Raw genomic sequence first — 23,386 nt, forward strand, 5'->3', positions numbered from 1 at the left:
TAAACATGGCCTTATTACAAATTAGTGAACCTGGTTTGAGTGCTGCGCCGCATCAGCGTCGTCTGGCGGCCGGTATTGACCTGGGCACAACCAACTCGCTGGTGGCGACAGTACGCAGCGGTCAGGCCGAAACGTTAGCCGACCATGAAGGCCGTCACCTGCTGCCGTCTGTTGTTCACTATCAACAGCAAGGGCATTCGGTGGGTTATGACGCGCGTACTAACGCAGCGCGTGACACCGCCAACACCATTAGTTCTGTTAAACGCCTGATGGGGCGCTCGCTGGCTGATATCCAGCAACGCTATCCGCATCTGCCTTATCAATTCCAGGCCAGCGAAAACGGCCTGCCGATGATTGAAACGGCGGCGGGGCTGCTGAACCCGGTGCGCGTTTCTGCGGACATCCTCAAAGCACTGGCGGCGCGGGCGACTGAAGCTCTGGCAGGCGAGCTGGATGGTGTGGTTATCACCGTTCCGGCGTACTTTGACGATGCCCAGCGTCAGGGTACCAAAGACGCCGCGCGTCTGGCGGGCCTTCATGTCCTGCGCTTACTTAATGAACCGACTGCCGCGGCTATTGCTTACGGGCTGGATTCCGGTCAGGAAGGCGTGATCGCCGTTTATGACCTTGGCGGCGGGACTTTTGATATTTCTATTCTGCGCTTAAGTCGCGGCGTGTTTGAAGTGCTGGCGACCGGCGGTGATTCTGCGCTTGGCGGCGATGATTTCGACCATCTGCTGGCGGATTACATTCGCGAGCAGGCGGGCATTCCTGACCGTAGCGATAATCGCGTTCAACGTGAACTGCTGGATGCCGCCATCGCGGCCAAAATTGCTCTGAGCGATGCAGACTCTGCGACCGTTAACGTTGCGGGCTGGCAGGGCGCAATCAGCCGTGACCAATTCAACGAACTGATCGCTCCACTGGTTAAACGGACCTTACTGGCCTGTCGTCGCGCGCTGAAAGACGCGGGCGTTGAGGCTGATGAAGTACTGGAAGTGGTGATGGTGGGCGGTTCTACCCGTGTGCCGCTGGTGCGTGAACGGGTGGGCGAATTTTTCGGTCGTCCGCCGCTGACTTCCATCGACCCGGATAAAGTCGTCGCTATTGGCGCGGCGATTCAGGCGGATATTCTGGTGGGTAACAAGCCGGATAGCGAAATGCTGCTGCTCGATGTGATCCCGCTGTCGCTGGGCCTCGAAACGATGGGTGGCCTGGTGGAGAAAGTCATCCCGCGTAATACCACGATTCCGGTGGCCCGCGCCCAGGATTTCACCACCTTTAAAGATGGACAGACGGCAATGTCTATCCATGTTATGCAGGGTGAACGTGAACTGGTGCAGGACTGCCGCTCGCTGGCGCGTTTTGCGCTGCGTGGTATCCCGGCGCTACCGGCTGGCGGCGCGCATATTCGTGTAACGTTCCAGGTCGATGCTGACGGTCTTTTGAGCGTGACGGCGATGGAGAAATCCACCGGCGTTGAGGCGTCTATTCAGGTCAAACCGTCTTATGGTCTGACCGACAGCGAAATCGCCTCGATGATCAAAGATTCAATGAGCTATGCCGAGCAGGACGTAAAAGCCCGTATGCTGGCAGAACAAAAAGTAGAAGCGGCGCGCGTGCTGGAAAGTCTGCACGGCGCGTTGGCTGCTGATGCCGCGCTGTTAAGCGCCGCAGAGCGTCAGGTCATTGACGATGCTGCCGCTCACCTGAGTGAAGTGGCGCAGGGCGATGATGTTGACGCCATCGAACAAGCGATTAAAAACGTAGACAAACAAACCCAGGATTTCGCCGCTCGCCGCATGGACCAGTCGGTTCGTCGTGCGCTGAAAGGCCATTCCGTGGACGAGGTTTAATATGCCAAAGATTGTTATTTTGCCTCATCAGGATCTCTGCCCTGATGGCGCTGTTCTGGAAGCGAATAGTGGTGAAACCATTCTCGACGTTGCGCTGCGTAATGGTATCGAGATTGAACACGCCTGTGAAAAATCCTGTGCTTGCACCACCTGCCACTGCATCGTTCGTGAAGGTTTTGACTCGCTGCCAGAAAGTTCTGAGCAAGAAGACGACATGCTGGACAAAGCCTGGGGGCTGGAGCCGGAAAGCCGTTTAAGCTGCCAGGCGCGTGTCACCGACGAAGATTTAGTGGTCGAAATTCCGCGTTACACTATCAACCATGCGCGTGAGCATTAACAGAGGTTAGTATGGGACTTAAGTGGACCGATAGCCGCGAAATTGGCGAAGCACTGTACGATGCGTATCCCGATCTTGATCCGAAAACGGTTCGATTCACCGATATGCATCAGTGGATTTGCGATCTTGAAGATTTCGACGACGACCCGCAGGCATCTAACGAGAAAATCCTCGAAGCGATTTTGTTAGTCTGGCTGGACGAAGCTGAGTGATTTCCGCGTCATGCTTCACGCCGCAGATGCGTTGGCCGCGCTCGTTCACCCCTGTCACATAGTTATCTATGCTCCTGGGGCTTCACTCACTTGCCGCGTGATTCGGCACCCCTCCGGGGCCAGCGCAAGCGCTGTTCAAAACGCAATGCGTTTTGTCCTACAACGCGAATCATTTAGCGGAAAAATCCTGGGGCTGCCAACTGGCGGCCCTTTTACAAATAAGGATAACTAAAATGACAGAAGCGATGAAAATTACCCTCTCTACCCAACCTGCCGACGCGCGCTGGGGAGAAAAAGCGACTTACAGCATTAATAATGATGGCATTACCCTGCATTTGAACGGGGCGGACGAGCTGGGGCTGATCCAGCGTGCGGCGCGCAAGATTGACGGTCTGGGCATCAAGCATGTTCAGTTAAGTGGTGAAGGCTGGGATGTGGATCGCTGCTGGGCATTCTGGCAAGGTTACAAAGCCCCGAAAGGGACGCGTAAAGTGGAGTGGCCGGATCTGGACGATGCCCAACGTCAGGAACTGGATAACCGCCTGATGATCATCGACTGGGTGCGTGACACCATCAACGCACCGGCTGAAGAACTGGGGCCATCGCAACTGGCACAGCGTGCTGTTGATCTGATTAGCAACGTTGCAGGCGATCGTGTGGCTTATCGGATCACCAAAGGTGAAGATCTGCGTGAGCAAGGTTATATGGGGCTGCACACCGTCGGGCGCGGTTCGGAACGTTCTCCGGTATTGCTGGCGCTGGATTACAACCCAACTGGCGATAAAGAAGCGCCGGTATACGCGTGCCTGGTAGGTAAAGGTATCACCTTTGATTCCGGTGGCTACAGCATCAAACAGACCGCGTTTATGGACTCAATGAAGTCCGATATGGGCGGCGCGGCAACGGTTACCGGGGCGCTGGCGTTTGCTATTACTCGCGGTCTGAATAAACGCGTGAAACTGTTCCTCTGCTGTGCGGATAACCTGATCAGCGGTAACGCGTTCAAACTGGGCGATATCATCACCTATCGCAACGGTAAAAAAGTCGAAGTGATGAATACCGATGCGGAAGGGCGTCTGGTGCTGGCTGATGGCCTGATTGATGCCAGTGCGCAGAAACCAGAACTGATTATTGATGCAGCGACCCTGACCGGGGCGGCGAAAACCGCGTTGGGTAATGATTATCACGCGTTGTTCAGTTTTGACGATGCGCTGGCTGGTCGCCTGCTGGCGAGTGCCGCACAAGAGAACGAACCGTTCTGGCGTCTGCCGTTGGCGGAGTTCCACCGCAGTCAGTTGCCGTCTAACTTTGCCGAACTGAACAATACCGGAAGCGCGGCGTACCCAGCGGGTGCAAGTACGGCGGCTGGCTTCCTGTCGCATTTTGTTGAGAACTACCAGCAAGGTTGGCTGCATATCGACTGCTCGGCGACGTACCGTAAAGCGCCGGTTGAACAGTGGTCTGCGGGGGCAACGGGACTTGGTGTGCGCACGATTGCTAATCTGTTAACGGCGTAAACTAATATGCCGGATGCGGCGTAAACGCCTTATCCGGCCTACAAAATATTGCAAATTCAACAAATTGCGGCTCCCTTGTAGGCCTGATAAGCGTAGCGCATCAGGCACTTCCGCTCCGAACGTTGAATGAATTGTGGTTCTTATGTCCGAAACAAAAAACGAACTTGAAGACCTGCTGGAAAAAGCAGCAACCGAACCGGCGCACCGACCAGCCTTTTTCCGTACTTTACTGGAATCCACCGTCTGGGTGCCTGGTACGGCGGCGCAGGGCGAGGCTGTTGTTGAAGATAGTGCGCTCGATTTACAGCACTGGGAAAAAGAAGACGGCACCAGCGTTATTCCTTTTTTCACCTCATTAGAAGCGCTTCAACAGGCGGTTGACGGCGAACAGGCATTTGTCGTGATGCCTGTTCGCACGCTGTTTGAGATGACTCTTGGTGAAACGCTCTTCCTTAATGCCAAACTGCCAACGGGTAAAGAATTTATGCCGCGTGAAATCAGTTTGTTGATTGGTGAAGAAGGGAATCCGCTGAGTAGCCAGGAAGTACTGGAAGGTGGCGAATCGCTGATATTATCGGAAGTCGCAGAGCCGCCAGCGCAGATGATTGATTCACTCACCACCTTATTTAAAACTATTAAGCCGGTGAAGCGCGCTTTTATTTGTTCAATTAAAGAGAGCGAAGAGGCACAGCCTAATTTGCTTATTGGTATTGAAGCCGATGGCGATATCGAAGAAATTATTCAGGCGGCGGGAAGTGTAGCGACCGATACATTACCTGGCGATGAACCTATTGATATTTGCCTGGTGAAAAAAGGGGAAAAAGGAATTAGCCACTTTATTACCGAACATATTGCGCCATTTTATGAACGTCGCTGGGGGGGATTCCTGCGTGACTTTAAACAGAATCGGATAATTTAATCTAAATAATTCGAGTTGCAGGAAGGCGGCAAGCGAGTGAATCCCCGGGAGCTTACATAAGTAAGTGACGGGGGTGAGCGACAAATCCGCATGGAGCGGATTTGAACGCTGCTTACAGCGGCCCCGTAAGGGGTGAGGCCCATGGATGGGCCGAGTAACCCGCAGACGCAGCACATGCAACTTGAAGTATGACGAGTATTTAAAATATGCCGCCCTGACGGGCGGCATTCGGGCTTACTTGCTGTTCTGAAGGTTGTTAATCACCAGTAAATTGTTGCCGGAGAGATTCCGGTTATTATTTACTTCGGAAAACAGCGCACCAGAAACAATAAGTACGATACAAAAGCACCGTATCTTCATTGTGCGGTCCATGCGAAGACCGCATCACGACAGCACCACTGGCGATATTGCCGCGATAGTAAGCACTGAGACGCGCTTGCCCTAAGGGTCGCGGAACATCCTTTCCTTAAGCCAGCGCCCGCTTGCGAGACGGCGGAAAGGGCCGTAGTGAATAATACACTAACTGAACAATAATTACTCTCTTATGCTTGACAAAAAGGGAGTTACTAGCGAGTATTGTTATCGCTGAGACGCGCTTGCATTACTACGGTAATACAACCAGCTGGAAAGGCCGCGAACCAGACCAGCAATAAAAAAACCGCCAAATTCGGCGGTTTTTTTATTGCCTGTAAAAAGCTTATTTCACGGGCTCAACCGGTAAATCTACCCGTGCTCCCCATTCACTCCATGCGCCGTCGTACAGTTTTACGTTTGGCACATCCAGTGTAGCGAGTGCCAGCAACACCACGGCTGCCGTTACACCGGAACCACAGCTGACAATAATTGGTTTGTCATAGCTGACGCCGCGGCCAAAAAATATCGCATCCAGTTCATCGGTTGTTTTCAGTTCGCCATCACGCACCAGTTCCGTCCACGGAACATTCAGCGCACCGGGAATATGCCCGCGACGTAAACCCGGGCGAGGTTCATCGACTTCTGCATTAAAACGTGCAGCCGGCCGGGCATCAATAATTTGCGCCGTTTTTTCATGGCTTGCCAATAACACATCGGTCACTTTTACCACAGCTTCCTGGTTAAACGCGGTGTTAAACTCTCCTTCCGGCAGTTCTACTGCGCCTTCTTCTAACAGCAGATCATCGCGCTGCCAGCCCGCTAATCCACCGCCGAGAATAGACACTTTCTCCACACCAAAAGTGCGCAGCATCCACCACGCGCGCGGTGCAGAAAATAGGTTTCCTTCATCATAGACAATCAGATGCTTGTCCTGATTAACGCCCAGTTCACGCATTGCGACGGCGAACGTTTCCGGGCGAGGCAGCATGTGCGGAAGTGGGGATGTATGATCAGAAAGCGCTTCGATATCGAAAAATACTGCACCGGGGATATGACCGCTCAGGTACTCCTGGGCAACGTTACGATCTTCCTGTCCGGGCGGTGCCATACGGGCATCAATAATCTGAATTTCCGGGTCATCAATATGTTCGGCGAGCCAGTCGGCTCCTACAAACCATGTCGTGGACATAGGCATCTCCATTTTTGCCGGGGTTAAGCTAAATTGTCGGATGTTTGCCGGAAAGCGACAAGCAAAAGAGGTTGATTTGGCTGTCTGAGCCACATTTCTCACTAAAATTCGGATTCTGTAGATGTGATAGTGAATTACATAACGTCATTTCTCACGCATAATAATCATTCGACGTTGCTAACGGGCCATTGTGGCAGGGATGAGAGATGAAAAAGTTACGCTTAGTCGCCTGTATATTAATGCTGGCGCTGGCAGGGTGCGACAACAACGATAACGCGCCAACAGCAGTGAAAAAAGATACATCTTCTGAAGTTGCTAAAGAGTCATCTTCGACAGATGCGACTTCTGCGAAACTCTCCGCGCCGGAGCGACAAAAACTGGCACAACAGAGCGCGGGTAAGGCACTGACATTGCTCGATCTCTCTGAAGTACAGCTTGATGGCGCAGCCACGCTGGTACTGACTTTCTCCGTCCCCCTCGACCCGGATCAGGACTTCTCGCGTGTTATTCATGTCGTCGATAAAAAGAGCGGCAAAGTGGATGGTGCCTGGGAGTTGTCAGATAATCTCAAAGAACTGCGTTTACGCCACCTCGAACCGAAACGTGATTTGATCGTCACTATTGGCAAGGAAGTTAAGGCACTCAATAACGTAACCTTCAGTAAAGATTACGAAAAAACTATCACCACCCGCGATATCCAACCCAGCGTCGGCTTTGCCAGCCGTGGTTCGCTGCTGCCTGGAAAAGTCGTGGAAGGACTGCCGGTAATGGCGCTCAACGTTAACAATGTCGATGTTAACTTCTTCCGTGTGAAGCCAGAATCGCTGCCTGCTTTCATTAGCCAGTGGGAATACCGTAACTCGCTGGCGAACTGGCAATCAGACAAACTGTTGCAGATGGCAGACCTGGTCTATACCGGGCGGTTTGATCTCAATCCTGCGCGTAACACCCGTGAAAAATTATTGCTGCCGCTGGGCGATATCAAGCCGCTTCAGCAGGCGGGCGTGTATCTGGCTGTAATGAATCAGGCCGGACATTACGATTACAGTAATCCAGCCACGCTATTTACGTTAAGTGATATCGGCGTATCGGCCCACCGTTATCACAATCGTCTGGATATCTTTACTCAAAGCCTGGAAAACGGCGCGGCCCAGCAAGGAATTGAAGTCTCGCTATTAAATGAAAAAGGGCAGACCCTGGCTCAGGCGACCAGTGATTCACAGGGCCATGTACAGCTGGAAAATGATAAAAACGCGGCGCTACTGCTGGCGCGTAAAGACGGTCAGACAACGCTGCTCGATTTAAAACTACCGGCACTGGACTTAGCGGAATTTAACATTGCTGGTGCGCCAGGGTACAGCAAACAGTTCTTTATGTTTGGCCCGCGCGATCTTTATCGCCCGGGCGAAACGGTAATCCTCAACGGCTTACTGCGTGATGCAGACGGTAAAGCTCTGCCGGATCAACCCATCAAACTGGACGTGATTAAACCCGACGGGCAGGTACTGCGTAGTGTTGTTAGCCAGCCGGAAAATGGCCTCTACCATTTTACCTGGCCGCTGGATAGTACTGCGGCAACCGGCATGTGGCATATCCGAGCCAACACTGGCGATAACCAGTATCGGATGTGGGATTTCCACGTCGAAGATTTTATGCCGGAGCGTATGGCGTTGAATCTGACCGGCGAGAAAATGCCATTAACGCCAAAAGATGAAGTGAAATTCTCCGTGGTGGGGTACTACCTGTACGGTGCGCCTGCTAATGGCAATACCTTGCAGGGACAGCTTTTCCTGCGGCCACTGCGTGAAGCGGTTTCTGCATTGCCTGGTTTCGAATTTGGCGATATTGCTGCCGAAAACCTTTCCCGCTCGCTGGATGAAGTCCAGCTGACGCTGGATGATAAAGGACGCGGCGAAGTTTCCACTGAAAGCCAGTGGAAGGAAGTACATTCCCCATTGCAGGTTATTTTCCAGGGCAGTTTGCTGGAGTCGGGCGGTCGACCGGTGACGCGCCGCGCTGAACAGGCTATCTGGCCTGCCGATGCGCTGCCAGGGATCCGTCCGCAGTTCACCTCGAAATCGGTTTATGATTACCGCACTGACAGTATGGTAAAACAGCCCATTGTTGATGAAGGCAGTAATGCCGCTTTTGACATCGTTTACAGCGATGCGCATGGCGTGAAAAAAGCTGTGTCAGGCTTGCAGGTACGCCTGATTCGCGAACGTCGCGATTACTACTGGAACTGGTCGGAAGATGAAGGCTGGAAGTCACAGTTCGATCAAAAAGATCTGATCGAAAATGAGCAAACGCTGGATCTGAAAGCAGATGAAACCGGTAAGGTGAGCTTTCCGGTAGAGTGGGGCGCTTATCGTCTTGAAGTCAAAGCGCCGAATGAAGCGGTCAGTAGCGTGCGTTTTTGGGCCGGATATAGCTGGCAGGATAATAGCGACGGTAGCGGCGCAGTGCGTCCGGACCGCGTTACGCTGAAACTGGATAAAGCCAGTTATCGCCCTGGCGATACTATTAAGTTGCATATTGCCGCGCCAACGGCGGGTAAAGGCTACGCGATGGTGGAGTCCAGTGAAGGGCCACTCTGGTGGCAAGAGATTGATGTCCCGGCACAAGGGTTGGATCTGACTATTCCGGTCGATAAAACCTGGAATCGTCATGATCTTTATTTGAGTACGCTGGTGGTGCGTCCTGGTGATAAATCTCGCTCCGCGACGCCAAAACGCGCGGTTGGTGTGTTGCATTTGCCGCTTGGTGATGAAAACCGTCGCCTCGATCTGGCGCTGGAAACACCAGCAAAAATGCGTCCCAATCAACCATTAACCGTGAAAATTAAAGCCAGCACTAAAAATGGTGAGAAGCCAAAACAGGTGAATGTGCTGGTGTCTGCCGTTGATAGTGGTGTGCTGAATATTACTGACTACGTCACGCCAGATCCGTGGCAGGCGTTCTTTGGTCAGAAACGCTATGGCGCAGACATTTACGATATTTACGGTCAGGTTATTGAAGGTCAGGGGCGTCTGGCTGCACTGCGCTTTGGTGGCGATGGTGATGAACTGAAACGCGGTGGCAAACCGCCAGTAAATCACGTCAATATTGTCGCGCAACAGGCGCTGCCGGTAACGCTCAACGAACAGGGCGAAGGCACAGTTACATTGCCGATTGGCGATTTTAACGGTGAATTGCGCGTCATGGCGCAAGCATGGACGGCAAATGACTTCGGCAGCAGCGAAAGCAAAGTGATTGTTGCTGCACCGGTGATAGCCGAACTGAACATGCCGCGCTTTATGGCGAGTGGCGACACCTCACGTCTGACGCTGGATATCACTAATCTTACTGATAAACCGCAAAAACTGAACGTTGCCCTGACCACCAGCGGCTTAGTTGAACTGGTAAGCGATTCACCTGCACCTGTTGAATTAGCGCCAGGGGTGCGAACCACGCTGTTTATCCCGGTGCGCGCTCTGACGGGCTATGGCGATGGTGAAATACAGGCCACCATCAGTGGGTTAGCGTTACCAGGTGAAACCGTTGCCGATCAGCATAAGCAGTGGAAAATCGGCGTCCGTCCGGCATTCCCGGCACAAACAGTCAATTATGGTACGGCGTTACAGCCTGGTGAAGCATGGGCGCTCCCGGCTGATGGGTTGCAAAACTTCTCTCCTGTTACGCTGGAAGGGCAGTTGTTGTTGAGTGGCAAACCACCGCTGAACATTGCACGTTATATCAAAGAGTTAAAGGCATACCCATACGGTTGTCTCGAGCAAACCGCCAGCGGTCTGTTCCCGTCGCTCTATACCAATGCAGCCCAACTACAGGCGTTGGGCATAAAAGGTGACAGTGATGATAAACGCCGTGCGGCAGTCGATATTGGTGTTTCTCGTTTGCTGCAAATGCAACGGGATAACGGCGGCTTTGCGCTGTGGGATAAAAACGGTGACGAAGAGTACTGGCTGACGGCCTACGTGATGGATTTCCTGGTCCGCGCAGGTGAGCAGGGTTACAGCGTGCCGACAGAAGCCATTAACCGGGGAAATGAGCGTCTGCTGCGCTATTTACAAGATCCGGGCATGATGTCGATTCCGTACGCTGATAATCTTAAAGCCAGTAAGTTTGCTGTTCAGTCTTACGCTGCGCTGGTGCTGGCTCGGCAGCAAAAAGCGCCACTGGGTGCGCTGCGTGAAATCTGGGAACGTCGTGCAGATGCTGCGTCTGGATTGCCACTGCTGCAACTTGGCGTTGCGCTGAAAACCATGGGTGATGCGACGCGGAGTGTAGACGCAATTGCGCTGGCGCTGAAAACGCCGCGTAATAATGATGAGCGGATATGGCTTGGCGATTACGGTAGCCCACTGCGCGACAACGCGTTGATGCTCTCCTTACTGGAAGAGAACAAACTGCTGCCAGATGAGCAGAACACCTTGCTGAATACACTTTCGCAGCAGGCGTTTGGTGAACGTTGGCTATCAACTCAGGAAAGTAACGCGCTGTTCCTGGCTGCCCGTACGATTCAGGATTTACCGGGCAAATGGCAAGCACAAACCTCTTTCTCTGCCGAGCCGCTGACAGGCGAGAAAGCGCAAACCAGCAGTCTGAATAGCGATCAACTTGCCGCCTTGCAGGTGACCAACAGTGGCGACCAGCCGTTATGGCTGCGTGTGGATGCCAGCGGTTATCCGCAATCCGCACCTTTGCCTGCGAGCAATGTGCTGCAAATAGAACGTCATATCTTGGGTACTGACGGTAAGAGCAAATCGCTGGACTCGTTACGTAGCGGCGATTTGGTACTGGTCTGGTTGCAGGTAAAAGCCAGTAACAGCGTGCCGGATGCGTTGGTGGTTGATTTGCTGCCAGCGGGTCTGGAGCTGGAAAACCAGAACCTGGCTAACGGTAGCGCCAGTCTGGAGCAAAGTGGCAGCGAAGTGCAAAACCTGCTTAATCAAATGCAACAAGCGAACATTAAGCATATTGAGTTTCGTGACGATCGCTTTGTGGCGGCGGTTGCCGTTGATGAATATCAGCCGGTAACGCTGGTGTATCTGGCGCGGGCGGTAACGCCGGGAACGTATCAGGTTCCGCAACCGATGGTGGAATCAATGTATGTTCCCCAATGGCGGGCAACAGGCGCGACTGAAGAGTTGCTGATTGTCAGACCGTAAATGCCTCGTCTGTTAACCAAACGTGGCTGCTGGATAACGCTGGCAGTCACGCCCTTTATTATCATTCTTGCAGCGTGGGGAGCAGACAAACTCTGGCCTCTGCCGCTACATGAAGTCAATCCCGCACGCGTGGTTGTGGCGCAGGATGGGACGCCGCTCTGGCGTTTCGCCGATGCTGAGGGTATCTGGCGTTATCCAGTGACTATCGAAGATGTTTCTCCGCGCTACCTTGAAGCACTGATCAATTACGAAGATCGCTGGTTCTGGAAGCATCCGGGCGTAAACCCGTTCTCGGTGGCGCGCGCTGCCTGGCAGGATCTGACTTCTGGTCGGGTTATCTCCGGCGGCAGCACGCTCACTATGCAGGTTGCTCGTCTGCTTGATCCTCATCCCAAAACATTTGGCGGTAAAATTCGCCAACTCTGGCGTGCATTTCAACTGGAATGGCACCTGTCTAAACGTGACATTCTGACCTTGTATCTTAACCGTGCCCCGTTTGGCGGTACCTTACAGGGGATCGGTGCGGCAAGCTGGGCTTATCTCGGGAAATCGCCTGCTAATTTGAGCTATTCCGAGGCAGCAATGCTGGCAGTGTTACCGCAAGCGCCCAGCCGACTGCGCCCGGATCGCTGGCCGGAACGTGCCGAGGCCGCACGTAATAAAGTGCTCAAACGGATGGCTGCGCAAGGTGTGTGGTCCCGTGAGCAGGTAAAAGAATCTAGTGAAGAGCCCATCTGGCTGGCTCCCAGACAAATGCCGCAACTGGCACCACTGTTTTCGCGCATGATGCTCGGTAAAAGTAAAAGCGACAAAATCGTTACTACGCTGGATGCAGGTCTTCAGCGACGTCTGGAAGAATTGGCGCAAAACTGGAAAGGTCGATTGCCGCCGCGCAGCTCACTGGCGATGATCGTGGTTGATCATACCGATATGCGTGTTCGCGGCTGGGTGGGATCTGTTGATCTCAATGATGATTCACGTTTTGGCCATGTTGATATGGTTAATGCGATCCGATCGCCGGGATCGGTACTCAAACCATTTGTTTATGGTCTGGCACTGGATGAAGGCTTGATTCACCCGGCATCGCTGTTGCAAGACGTTCCCCGGCGCACCGGTGATTATCGACCTGGCAACTTTGATAGCGGATTTCATGGCCCGATCAGCATGAGCGAGGCGCTGGTGCGCTCGCTGAACTTACCTGCTGTGCAGGTGCTGGAAGCTTATGGGCCGAAACGGTTTGCGGCAAAGTTACGTAACGTTGGTTTGCCGTTATATTTGCCCAACGGTGCTGCGCCGAATCTTTCGCTCATTCTCGGCGGCGCAGGTGCAAAACTGGAAGATATGGCAGCAGCGTATACCGCGTTTGCTCGCCACGGTAAGGCGGGTAAGTTACGCTTACAGCCGGGCGATCCATTACTCGAGCGACCGTTAATGTCGCCGGGGGCCGCGTGGATTATCCGCCGTATTATGGCTGATGAAGCACAGCCGCTACCGGATGGCGCTTTGCCGCGCGTCGTACCACTGGCGTGGAAAACAGGAACCAGCTATGGCTATCGCGATGCATGGGCTATAGGAGTAAACGCTCGCTATGTGATTGGGATCTGGACTGGCAGGCCGGACGGCACGCCGGTAGTCGGCCAGTTTGGCTTTGCCAGCGCCGTACCGCTGTTGAATCAGGTGAATAATATCTTACTGTCGCGCAGTGCGAATCTGCCGGAAGACCCGCGTCCTGACTCTGTAAGCCGTGGCGTTATCTGCTGGCCGGGCGGGCAGTCGTTGCCGGAAGGTGACGGTAACTGTCGCCGCCGTCTGGCAACCTGGCTGCTGGACGGGAGCCAGCCGCCAACGCTGTTACTGCCTGAGCAAGAAGGGATTAATGGCATTCGTTTCCCCATCTGGCTGGATGAAAACGGCAAACGTGTTGCTGCTGATTGCCCGCAGGCGCGACAAGAAATGATAAATGTCTGGCCGCTACCGCTGGAACCCTGGCTGCCTGCATCGGAACGTCGCGCCGCACGCCTGCCATTGGCATCAACACGTTGCCCGCCGTACGGTCATGATGCCCAGCTCCCGCTGCAGCTGACAGGCGTTCGCGATGGCGCGATTATTAAACGTTTACCGGGCGCAGTCGAAGCGACTTTGCCGGTGCAAACAAGTGGAGGGGCAGGCGAACGCTGGTGGTTTCTTAATGGCGAACCGTTAACTGAGCGCGGGCGCAACGTGACTCTGCATTTAACGGAAAAAGGCGATTATCAATTGCTGGTGATGGATGAAGTGGGGCAAATAGCGACAGTGAAATTTGTCATGCAATAGTCTGTTTCCTCCATGTTTGTTGCTTAAACTGGGTTTATTTTAAAAAAATGTTACCTTCATCAATAGTCAACGGCTCTGTTGCTCATTATAATCCGCGCCATCTCGTACGCTGGTACAGACAACAACAGAATAATTTACAGAGGTAAAAATGGCTATTGAACGTACTTTTTCCATCATAAAACCGAATGCGGTAGCAAAAAACGTCATTGGTAATATCTTTGCGCGCTTTGAAGCTGCAGGGTTCAAAATTGTCGGCACCAAAATGCTGCACCTGACCGTTGAACAGGCTCGTGGCTTTTATGCTGAACACGATGGAAAACCGTTCTTTGATGGTCTGGTTGAATTCATGACCTCTGGCCCGATCGTGGTTTCCGTGCTGGAAGGTGAAAACGCCGTTCAGCGTCACCGCGATCTGCTGGGCGCGACCAATCCGGCAAATGCACTGGCCGGTACTCTGCGTGCTGATTACGCTGACAGCCTGACCGAAAACGGTACCCACGGTTCTGATTCCGTTGAATCTGCCGCTCGCGAAATCGCCTACTTCTTTGGTGAAGGCGAAGTGTGCCCGCGCACGCGTTAATATTTTCGTAAATGCCGCGTGCAAACGTGGCATCCATGCGCCAGAATTTGTACAATGCAGCGCCCCCGGACGAGCAGTCGCTCACCGGGGCGTTTCTTTTTTCAACCCTCCAGGGGCCATAACGTGTAATAACGAGGCCGGAATAGCATATGTCTGAACAATTAGTCACACCTGAAAACGTCACCACGAAAGATGGAAAAATCAACCTGCTGGATCTCAACCGTCAGCAGATGCGGGAGTTTTTTAAAGAATTAGGTGAAAAACCCTTCCGCGCCGATCAGGTGATGAAGTGGATGTATCATTATTGCTGCGACAACTTTGATGAGATGACCGACATCAACAAAGTGTTGCGTGGCAAGCTGAAAGAGGTGGCGGAAATCCGCGCACCGGAAGTGGTTGAAGAACAGCGTTCATCTGACGGCACCATTAAATGGGCAATTGCCGTGGGCGATCAGCGCGTTGAAACGGTATATATCCCGGAAGACGACCGCGCCACGCTTTGCGTCTCCTCGCAGGTTGGCTGTGCGCTGGAGTGTAAATTCTGTTCCACTGCCCAGCAAGGTTTCAACCGTAACCTGCGGGTGTCGGAAATTATTGGCCAGGTGTGGCGTGCGGCGAAAATCGTCGGCGCAGCAAAAGTCACCGGTCAACGTCCGATCACTAACGTAGTGATGATGGGTATGGGCGAGCCGCTGCTCAACCTGAACAACGTCGTTCCGGCGATGGAAATCATGCTCGACGACTTTGGCTTTGGCTTGTCTAAACGTCGCGTGACGCTCTCTACATCGGGTGTTGTTCCGGCTCTGGATAAACTGGGCGATATGATTGACGTTGCGCTGGCAATTTCTCTGCACGCGCCGAACGACGAAATTCGTGACGAAATTGTACCGATCAACAAAAAGTACAATATCGAAACTTTCCTCGCTGCAGTACGCCGCTATCTGGAAAAGTCCAATGCCAATCAGGGGCGCGTCACCATTGAATACGTGATGCTTGACCACGTTAACGACGGTACAGAGCATGCGCATCAACTGGCGGAATTGCTGAAAGATACGCCGTGTAAGATCAACCTGATTCCGTGGAACCCGTTCCCGGGCGCGCCGTATGGCCGCAGTTCGAACAGTCGTATCGATCGCTTCTCAAAAGTGTTGATGAGTTATGGTTTCACAACCATCGTGCGTAAAACGCGTGGGGATGATATCGATGCAGCCTGCGGGCAATTAGCGGGTGAGGTTATCGACCGTACTAAACGGACCCTGCGCAAACGGATGCAGGGTGAAGCCATCGACGTGAAAACGGTTTGATGTCTTTTACGCCACGGTTATTTTTTGTACCGTGGCGTAATCTTTTATGAATATAGCATTCAGTTGCAATTGTCTGATCAATATTAACGGTGCGTTTTTGCTGACTTTAAGGCAGTATGTAACGATGCAACAGTAAGTTAGCTTTGATTCATGTGGGCTTTGTCATGAGCACACAGACAGTCTTATACTGTATGATAAGCGTTAACTTAATGGATGTCTCGCGGTGTGGGTGAGCATGATGACTCATCGGCATCTCAATTCTCATTTAAACGTACCTGCAGCGAATGAATACTGAAGCCACGCACGACCAAAATGAAGCACTTACTACCGGCACTCGCTTGCGTAATGCCCGCGAACAACTTGGACTTAGCCAGCAAGCCGTTGCCGAACGACTTTGTCTGAAGGTTTCCACGGTACGCGATATTGAAGAAGATAAGGCGCCAGCCGACCTTGCATCAACATTCCTGCGCGGGTATATCCGGTCTTATGCACGTCTGGTGCATATTCCGGAAGAAGAACTGCTGCCGGGGCTGGAAAAACAGGCTCCGCTACGGGCCGCAAAAGTTGCGCCTATGCAGAGTTTCTCTCTCGGCAAGCGGCGTAAAAAACATGATGGCTGGCTGATGACCTTCACCTGGCTGGTGTTATTTGTGGTGATTGGACTGAGCGGTGCCTGGTGGTGGCAAGATCACAAAGCCCAGCAGGAAGAGATCACGACTATGGCCGATCAGACCACAGCGGAACTGAACGGTAATAGCGGCCAGGCGCAGAGCGTGCCGTTAGATACCTCATCAAACGCCAGCCAGAGTGACTCCACTACGACGTCAGCACCTGCAGATACTACTGCTGCAAACACGCAAACGTCAGACGTGACCACGCCAGCACCTGCCGTTGAACCACAGCAGAACGCGGTTGTTCCGCCTTCGCAGGCGAATGTGGATACCGCTGCTACGACCGCGCCAACTGCAACGACGCCAGATGACGCGGCACCACTGCCAACCGATCAGGCTGGTGTGACCACGCCGGCGGCTGACCCGAATGCACTGGTGATGAACTTTACTGCCGATTGCTGGCTGGAAGTTACTGATGCTACCGGTAAAAAACTGTTCAGCGGGATGCAGCGTAAAGACGGTAATTTGAATTTAACCGGCCAAGCACCGTATAAACTGAAAATTGGTGCGCCGGCCGCAGTACAGATCCAGTATCAAGGGAAACCTGTCGATCTGAGTCGTTTTATCAGAACTAACCAGGTTGCGCGTCTGACCCTAAATGCCGAACAATCACCGGCGCAGTAACAGACGGGTAACGCGGGAGATTTTGCATGCATAACCAGGCTCCAATTCAACGTAGAAAATCAACACGTATTTACGTTGGGAATGTGCCGATTGGCGATGGGGCTCCCATCGCCGTACAGTCCATGACTAATACGCGTACGACGGATGTCGAAGCGACGGTCAATCAAATCAAGGCGCTGGAACGTGTTGGTGCCGATATCGTCCGTGTTTCAGTACCGACGATGGACGCGGCAGAAGCGTTCAAACTCATCAAACAGCAGGTTAACGTACCGCTGGTTGCCGATATCCACTTTGACTATCGCATTGCGCTAAAAGTGGCGGAATACGGCGTCGATTGCCTGCGCATTAACCCAGGAAATATCGGTAATGAAGAGCGCATTCGTATGGTGGTTGACTGTGCGCGCGATAAAAACATTCCGATCCGTATTGGTGTTAACGCGGGATCGCTGGAAAAAGATCTGCAAGAAAAGTATGGCGAACCGACGCCGCAGGCGTTGCTTGAGTCCGCCATGCGCCATGTTGATCATCTTGATCGTCTGAACTTCGATCAGTTTAAAGTCAGTGTCAAAGCGTCAGACGTTTTCCTGGCAGTAGAATCTTATCGTCTGCTGGCAAAACAGATCGATCAGCCGCTGCATCTTGGGATCACCGAAGCCGGCGGGGCGCGCAGCGGGGCGGTGAAATCGGCCATCGGTTTAGGTCTGTTGCTGTCTGAAGGCATTGGCGACACGCTGCGCGTTTCGCTGGCTGCCGATCCGGTTGAAGAGATCAAAGTCGGTTTCGATATCCTGAAATCGCTGCGGATCCGTTCGCGCGGGATCAACTTCATCGCCTGCCCGACCTGTTCTCGTCAGGAGTTTGATGTCATTGGTACGGTTAATGCACTTGAGCAGCGTCTGGAAGATATCATTACTCCGATGGACGTATCGATCATTGGTTGCGTGGTGAATGGCCCTGGCGAGGCACTGGTTTCTACACTCGGCGTCACGGGCGGCAACAAGAAAAGCGGCCTTTATGAAGACGGCGTTCGTAAAGACCGTCTGGACAACAATGACATGATCGACCAGCTGGAAGCGCGCATTCGTGCGAAAGCCAGTCAACTGGACGAAGCGCGTCGAATTGACGTTCAGCAGGTTGAAAAATAATAACGTGATGGGAAGCGCCTCGCTTCCCGTGTATGATTGAACCCGCATAGCTCCCGAAACATTTACGGAAGCGCTGAGGGTTCATTTTTATATTCAGAAAGAGAATAAACGTGGCAAAAAACATTCAAGCCATTCGCGGCATGAACGATTACCTGCCTGGCGAAACGGCCATCTGGCAGCGCATTGAAGGCACACTGAAAAACGTGCTCGGCAGCTACGGTTACAGTGAAATCCGCTTGCCGATTGTAGAGCAGACCCCGCTATTCAAACGTGCGATTGGTGAAGTCACCGACGTGGTTGAAAAAGAGATGTATACCTTTGAGGATCGTAATGGCGACAGCCTGACTCTGCGACCTGAAGGGACGGCGGGCTGTGTACGCGCCGGCATCGAGCATGGTCTTCTGTACAATCAGGAACAGCGTCTGTGGTATATCGGGCCGATGTTCCGTCACGAGCGTCCGCAGAAAGGGCGTTATCGTCAGTTCCATCAATTGGGCTGCGAAGTTTTCGGTCTGCAAGGTCCGGATATTGACGCTGAACTTATCATGCTTACTGCTCGCTGGTGGCGTGCGCTGGGTATCTCTGAACACGTTACCCTCGAACTGAACTCAATCGGTTCACTGGAAGCGCGAGCGAACTACCGCGATGCTTTAGTTGCGTTCCTCGAACAGCATAAAGAAAAACTGGACGAAGACTGCAAACGCCGCATGTACACCAACCCGCTGCGCGTGCTGGATTCCAAAAATCCGGAAGTGCAGGCGTTACTCAACGACGCTCCGGCGTTAGGCGATTATCTTGATGAGGAGTCGCGCGAGCATTTTGCTGGTCTGTGCAAACTGCTCCAGAGTGCAGGTATTGCCTACACCGTCAACCAGCGTCTGGTGCGTGGTCTGGATTACTACAATCGTACCGTTTTCGAATGGGTGACTAACAGCCTCGGTTCCCAGGGGACTGTGTGCGCAGGTGGTCGTTATGACGGTCTGGTGGAACAACTGGGTGGCCGTGCAACGCCGGCAGTAGGTTTTGCGATGGGCCTTGAACGTCTTGTGTTGTTAGTTCAGGCAGTTAATCCGGAATTTAAAGCCGATCCCGTTGTCGATATATACCTGGTGGCTTCAGGCACCGATACACAATCTGCGGCGCTGGCATTAGCTGAACGTCTGCGTGATGAATTACCGGGCGTGAAATTGATGACCAACCACGGCGGCGGCAACTTTAAGAAACAGTTCGCCCGTGCTGATAAATGGGGCGCACGCGTTGCTGTGGTGCTGGGTGAGTCCGAAGTGGCCAACGGCACGGCAGTAGTGAAGGATTTGCGCTCTGGTGAGCAAACGGCAGTTGCGCAGGATAGCGTAGCCGCGCATTTGCGCACGTTACTGGGTTAAGGAAGGAGAAGGACAGCGTGGAAATTTACGAGAACGAAAACGACCAGGTTGAAGCGGTTAAACGCTTTTTTGCTGAGAATGGTAAAGCACTGGCTGTTGGGGTGATTTTGGGCGTTGGCGCACTGATTGGCTGGCGCTACTGGAACAACCATCAGGTTGATTCCGCACGCTCCGCTTCTCTTGCCTATCATAATGCGGTTACCGCAGTGAGCGAAGGCAAACCAGACAGCATTCCGGCGGCGGAAAAATTCGCCGCTGAAAATAAAAATACTTATGGCGCGCTGGCTTCTTTGGAACTTGCGCAGCAATTTGTTGACAAAAATGAACTAGAGAAAGCTGCCGCCCAATTGCAACAAGGGTTGGCGGACACGAGCGATGAAAATCTCAAAGCCGTGATAAATCTGCGTCTTGCCCGAGTTCAGGTGCAGCTCAAGCAGGCTGATGCCGCGCTGAAAACCCTTGAAACCATTAAAGGTGAAGGGTGGGCTGCCATTGTTGCCGACCTGCGTGGTGAAGCATTGTTGAGCAAAGGTGATAAGCAAGGTGCGCGTAGTGCATGGGAAGCAGGCGTGAAAAGCGATGCTACCCCGGCACTGAGCGAAATGATGCAGATGAAAATTAATAATTTGTCCATCTGAGAGGGACCCGATGCAATTGCGTAAATTACTGCTGCCAGGACTGCTTTCCGTTACTCTTTTAAGCGGCTGTTCGCTGTTTAACAGCGAAGAAGATGTGGTAAAGATGTCCCCATTGCCGACCGTTGAAAACCAGTTTACGCCGACAACGGCGTGGAGCACCTCTGTTGGTAGCGGCATTGGCAACTTCTATTCTAATCTTCATCCGGCACTGGCGGACAACGTTGTCTATGCAGCGGACCGCGCTGGTTTAGTAAAAGCGATGAATGCGGATGACGGCAAAGAAATCTGGTCTGTCAGTCTGGCCGAGAAAGATGGCTGGTTATCTAAAGAGCCGGCATTGCTTTCTGGCGGCGTGACCGTAGCAGGTGGTCACGTTTACATTGGCAGCGAAAAGGCGCAGGTTTACGCGCTGAATACCAGCGATGGTACAGTAGCATGGCAAACTAAAGTTGCGGGTGAAGCACTTTCTCGCCCGGTGGTTAGCGATGGTCTGGTGCTTATCCACACCAGTAACGGTCAGTTGCAAGCGCTGAATGAAGCAGACGGTGCGGTTAAATGGACTGTTAACCTCGATATGCCTTCGCTCTCTTTGCGTGGCGAATCTGCGCCAGCAACCGCATTTGGTGCGGCAGTCGTTGGTGGTGATAATGGCCGCGTCAGTGCAGTGCTGATGCAACAGGGCCAGATGATTTGGCAACAGCGTATCTCCCAGGCGACCGGTTCAACCGAAATCGACCGTTTGAGCGATGTTGATACTACGCCAGTAGTTGTGAACGGTGTTGTTTTCGCGCTGGCCTATAATGGTAACCTGACGGCGCTTGATTTGCGCAGTGGTCAGATTATGTGGAAACGCGAACTGGGTTCGGTGAATGATTTCATCGTCGACGGTAACCGTATCTATCTGGTTGATCAAAATGACCGGGTAATGGCGTTGACCATCGATGGTGGCGTGACGCTGTGGACACAAAGCGATCTGCTGCACCGCCTGCTGACTTCTCCGGTGCTGTATAATGGCAACCTGGTGGTGGGTGACAGTGAAGGTTATCTGCACTGGATTAACGTCGAAGATGGTCGTTTTGTTGCCCAGCAAAAAGTTGATAGCTCCGGCTTCCAGACCGAACCGGTTGCCGCTGATGGCAAACTGCTGATCCAGGCAAAAGACGGGACTGTGTACTCCATTACACGTTAATCGTCTCTGTCGTTCACTTTGAAAACGGCTCCTGGACAGGGGCCGTTTTCCTGTTTTTAACAACGACGCAAAAAGAGCGCTCGTTGTCTGATGATTTATAAAAATGAGGCTTTAAACATGGTACCTGTGGTCGCGCTTGTCGGGCGCCCTAACGTAGGAAAATCCACGTTATTTAACCGTCTAACTCGCACCCGAGATGCGCTGGTTGCGGATTTCCCGGGTCTGACTCGTGACCGTAAGTACGGTCGTGCAGAAATTGAAGGCCGCGAGTTTATCTGTATTGATACCGGCGGTATTGACGGTACAGAAGACGGTGTTGAAACCCGCATGGCGGAACAGTCGCTGCTGGCGATTGAAGAAGCAGACGTTGTACTGTTTATGGTTGATGCGCGTGCGGGTCTGATGCCGGCGGATGAAGCCATTGCCAAACATCTGCGTTCCCGCGAAAAGCCAACTTTTCTGGTGGCGAACAAAACCGATGGACTGGACCCGGATCAAGCAATCGTTGATTTTTATTCACTCGGTTTAGGTGAAATCTACCCAATTGCCGCTTCGCATGGTCGTGGCGTATTAAGTCTGCTGGAGCACGTGCTGCTGCCGTGGATGGAAGATATCGCGCCGCAAGAAGAAGTGGATGAAGACGCCGAATACTGGGCGCAATTTGAAGCGCAAGAGAACGGCGAGGAAGAAGAAGAGGAAGACGACTTCGACCCGCAAAGTCTGCCAATCAAACTGGCGATTGTTGGTCGCCCGAACGTCGGTAAGTCTACGCTCACTAACCGTATTCTCGGTGAAGAGCGTGTTGTGGTTTACGACATGCCAGGCACTACGCGTGACAGTATTTACATTCCAATGGAACGCGATGGACGTGAGTATGTACTTATTGACACCGCAGGCGTACGTAAACGCGGAAAAATCACCGATGCGGTAGAAAAATTCTCCGTAATCAAAACGTTGCAGGCGATTGAAGATGCCAACGTGGTAATGCTGGTGATTGATGCGCGCGAAGGTATTTCCGATCAGGATCTCTCCCTGCTGGGCTTTATTCTCAATAGTGGGCGCTCACTTGTGATTGTGGTGAACAAGTGGGATGGCCTGAGTCAGGAAGTGAAAGAGCAGGTGAAAGAGACGCTGGACTTCCGTCTGGGTTTTATCGATTTTGCTCGCGTGCATTTTATCTCTGCATTGCACGGCAGCGGTGTTGGAAACCTGTTTGAATCGGTGCGTGAAGCTTATGACAGTTCCACCCGTCGTGTGGGAACGTCTATGCTGACACGAATTATGACCATGGCTGTTGAAGATCATCAACCGCCGCTGGTACGTGGTCGTCGTGTGAAGCTGAAGTATGCTCACGCCGGTGGTTATAACCCGCCGATTGTGGTGATTCACGGTAACCAGGTGAAAGACCTGCCAGATTCCTACAAGCGTTATCTGATGAATTATTTCCGTAAGTCTCTGGACGTGATGGGTACGCCGATTCGTATTCAGTTCAAGGAAGGGGAAAACCCGTATGCGAACAAGCGTAACACTCTGACACCGACCCAGATGCGTAAACGTAAACGCCTGATGAAGCATATTAAGAAAAGTAAGTAATTACTTATGTGGTTTCCCTTTCCGTATGGAAAGGGAAAACCATGAAAATATGAGGATCATTTATGGAACTTAGCTGCCCAATCTGCCAAAACCCTCTCGAACGTAATGGCGAGGCTGCTCACTGCGCAACGTGCAACAAAGATTTCATAGTCCAGGCTCTTTGTCCTGACTGCCACCAACCATTGCAGGTATTAAAAGCGTGTGGTGCGGTGGATTATTTCTGCCAGCATGGTCACGGTTTAATTTCTAAAACCCGTATTGAATTTATCATTGCTTAATATCACGGGAATATATGATTTTGCATTATATATTCCTAATTTAAATATTATAATCTCTTTCCTATTAAATTAACGACAAAATAAAAATGTATAAAATCACATTATTATAACTTT

Annotated in this window: 18 protein-coding genes; 16 read left to right on the forward strand and 2 right to left on the reverse strand. The window is 52.5% G+C overall.

Annotated features, from left to right (window positions below; genetic code table 11):
* The first annotated feature begins 5 nt into the window (after positions 1–5).
* The 5 genes from hscA (at position 6) to sseB (ending at position 4,841) form a co-directional block, all read left to right on the forward strand.
* Positions 6–1,856, forward strand: a complete 1,851-nt coding sequence (gene hscA, locus A9180_RS03495; protein ID WP_064526204.1) for a Fe-S protein assembly chaperone HscA — start codon at positions 6–8, stop codon at positions 1,854–1,856.
* Position 1,857: 1 nt separating this feature from the next.
* Positions 1,858–2,193 carry an ISC system 2Fe-2S type ferredoxin gene (fdx, locus tag A9180_RS03500; RefSeq protein WP_001124471.1) on the forward strand — a complete coding sequence of 112 codons (336 nt, stop codon included), beginning with the start codon at positions 1,858–1,860 and terminating at the stop codon, positions 2,191–2,193.
* 11 nt (positions 2,194–2,204) lie between these two features.
* On the forward strand, positions 2,205–2,405 hold the full coding sequence (iscX, locus tag A9180_RS03505; protein ID WP_000523616.1) for a Fe-S cluster assembly protein IscX: 201 nt from the start codon (positions 2,205–2,207) through the stop codon (positions 2,403–2,405).
* A gap of 233 nt (positions 2,406–2,638) precedes the next feature.
* Complete coding sequence (gene pepB, locus A9180_RS03510) at positions 2,639–3,922, forward strand: aminopeptidase PepB (protein ID WP_064526205.1); 1,284 nt, start codon at positions 2,639–2,641, stop codon at positions 3,920–3,922.
* A 142-nt stretch (positions 3,923–4,064) separates the two neighbouring features.
* The gene (sseB, locus tag A9180_RS03515; RefSeq protein ID WP_064526207.1) at positions 4,065–4,841 is read left to right on the forward strand and encodes an enhanced serine sensitivity protein SseB; all 777 of its coding nucleotides are present in this window, start codon (positions 4,065–4,067) and stop codon (positions 4,839–4,841) included.
* Positions 4,842–5,075: 234 nt separating this feature from the next.
* On the opposite strand, the gene timP is transcribed toward sseB, so the two are convergent.
* Both timP and sseA read right to left on the reverse strand, forming a co-directional pair.
* On the reverse strand, positions 5,076–5,201 hold the full coding sequence (gene timP, locus A9180_RS24680; protein WP_262364606.1) for a small toxic inner membrane protein TimP: 126 nt from the start codon (positions 5,199–5,201) through the stop codon (positions 5,076–5,078).
* Positions 5,202–5,538: 337 nt separating this feature from the next.
* The gene (gene sseA / locus A9180_RS03520; protein ID WP_064526209.1) at positions 5,539–6,384 is read right to left on the reverse strand and encodes a 3-mercaptopyruvate sulfurtransferase; all 846 of its coding nucleotides are present in this window, start codon (positions 6,382–6,384) and stop codon (positions 5,539–5,541) included.
* Positions 6,385–6,590: 206 nt separating this feature from the next.
* Here sseA and yfhM point away from each other — a divergent pair, with 206 nt between their 5' ends.
* From yfhM to A9180_RS03575, 11 genes are all read left to right on the forward strand, one after another.
* Positions 6,591–11,552, forward strand: coding sequence for an alpha2-macroglobulin (gene yfhM / locus A9180_RS03525; protein WP_064526211.1), 4,962 nt, complete (start codon positions 6,591–6,593; stop codon positions 11,550–11,552).
* A complete protein-coding gene (gene pbpC, locus A9180_RS03530) occupies positions 11,553–13,865 on the forward strand; it encodes a peptidoglycan glycosyltransferase PbpC (protein WP_064526213.1) in 2,313 nt (770 codons plus the stop codon).
* Between the two features lie 148 nt (positions 13,866–14,013).
* Positions 14,014–14,445 carry a nucleoside-diphosphate kinase gene (ndk, locus tag A9180_RS03535; protein WP_000963837.1) on the forward strand — a complete coding sequence of 144 codons (432 nt, stop codon included), beginning with the start codon at positions 14,014–14,016 and terminating at the stop codon, positions 14,443–14,445.
* A 149-nt stretch (positions 14,446–14,594) separates the two neighbouring features.
* Positions 14,595–15,749: a bifunctional tRNA (adenosine(37)-C2)-methyltransferase TrmG/ribosomal RNA large subunit methyltransferase RlmN gene (locus tag A9180_RS03540; protein ID WP_064526215.1), complete on the forward strand. Its 1,155-nt coding sequence runs from the start codon at positions 14,595–14,597 to the stop codon at positions 15,747–15,749.
* Positions 15,750–16,033: 284 nt separating this feature from the next.
* The gene (gene rodZ, locus A9180_RS03545) at positions 16,034–17,044 is read left to right on the forward strand and encodes a cytoskeleton protein RodZ (protein WP_064526217.1); all 1,011 of its coding nucleotides are present in this window, start codon (positions 16,034–16,036) and stop codon (positions 17,042–17,044) included.
* Between the two features lie 26 nt (positions 17,045–17,070).
* Positions 17,071–18,189 carry a flavodoxin-dependent (E)-4-hydroxy-3-methylbut-2-enyl-diphosphate synthase gene (gene ispG / locus A9180_RS03550; RefSeq protein WP_000551807.1) on the forward strand — a complete coding sequence of 373 codons (1,119 nt, stop codon included), beginning with the start codon at positions 17,071–17,073 and terminating at the stop codon, positions 18,187–18,189.
* A 110-nt stretch (positions 18,190–18,299) separates the two neighbouring features.
* On the forward strand, positions 18,300–19,574 hold the full coding sequence (hisS, locus tag A9180_RS03555; RefSeq protein WP_064526219.1) for a histidine--tRNA ligase: 1,275 nt from the start codon (positions 18,300–18,302) through the stop codon (positions 19,572–19,574).
* Between the two features lie 17 nt (positions 19,575–19,591).
* The gene (gene yfgM / locus A9180_RS03560; protein WP_064526221.1) at positions 19,592–20,212 is read left to right on the forward strand and encodes an ancillary SecYEG translocon subunit YfgM; all 621 of its coding nucleotides are present in this window, start codon (positions 19,592–19,594) and stop codon (positions 20,210–20,212) included.
* A gap of 10 nt (positions 20,213–20,222) precedes the next feature.
* Complete coding sequence (bamB, locus tag A9180_RS03565; RefSeq protein WP_064526223.1) at positions 20,223–21,401, forward strand: outer membrane protein assembly factor BamB; 1,179 nt, start codon at positions 20,223–20,225, stop codon at positions 21,399–21,401.
* Between the two features lie 117 nt (positions 21,402–21,518).
* Positions 21,519–22,994, forward strand: coding sequence for a ribosome biogenesis GTPase Der (gene der, locus A9180_RS03570; protein ID WP_064526988.1), 1,476 nt, complete (start codon positions 21,519–21,521; stop codon positions 22,992–22,994).
* 62 nt (positions 22,995–23,056) lie between these two features.
* The gene (locus A9180_RS03575; RefSeq protein ID WP_064526225.1) at positions 23,057–23,272 is read left to right on the forward strand and encodes a zinc ribbon domain-containing protein; all 216 of its coding nucleotides are present in this window, start codon (positions 23,057–23,059) and stop codon (positions 23,270–23,272) included.
* Positions 23,273–23,386 lie beyond the last annotated feature (114 nt).

The organism is Escherichia sp. B1147 (genome assembly GCF_001660175.1).
GTDB lineage: Bacteria > Pseudomonadota > Gammaproteobacteria > Enterobacterales > Enterobacteriaceae > Escherichia > Escherichia whittamii.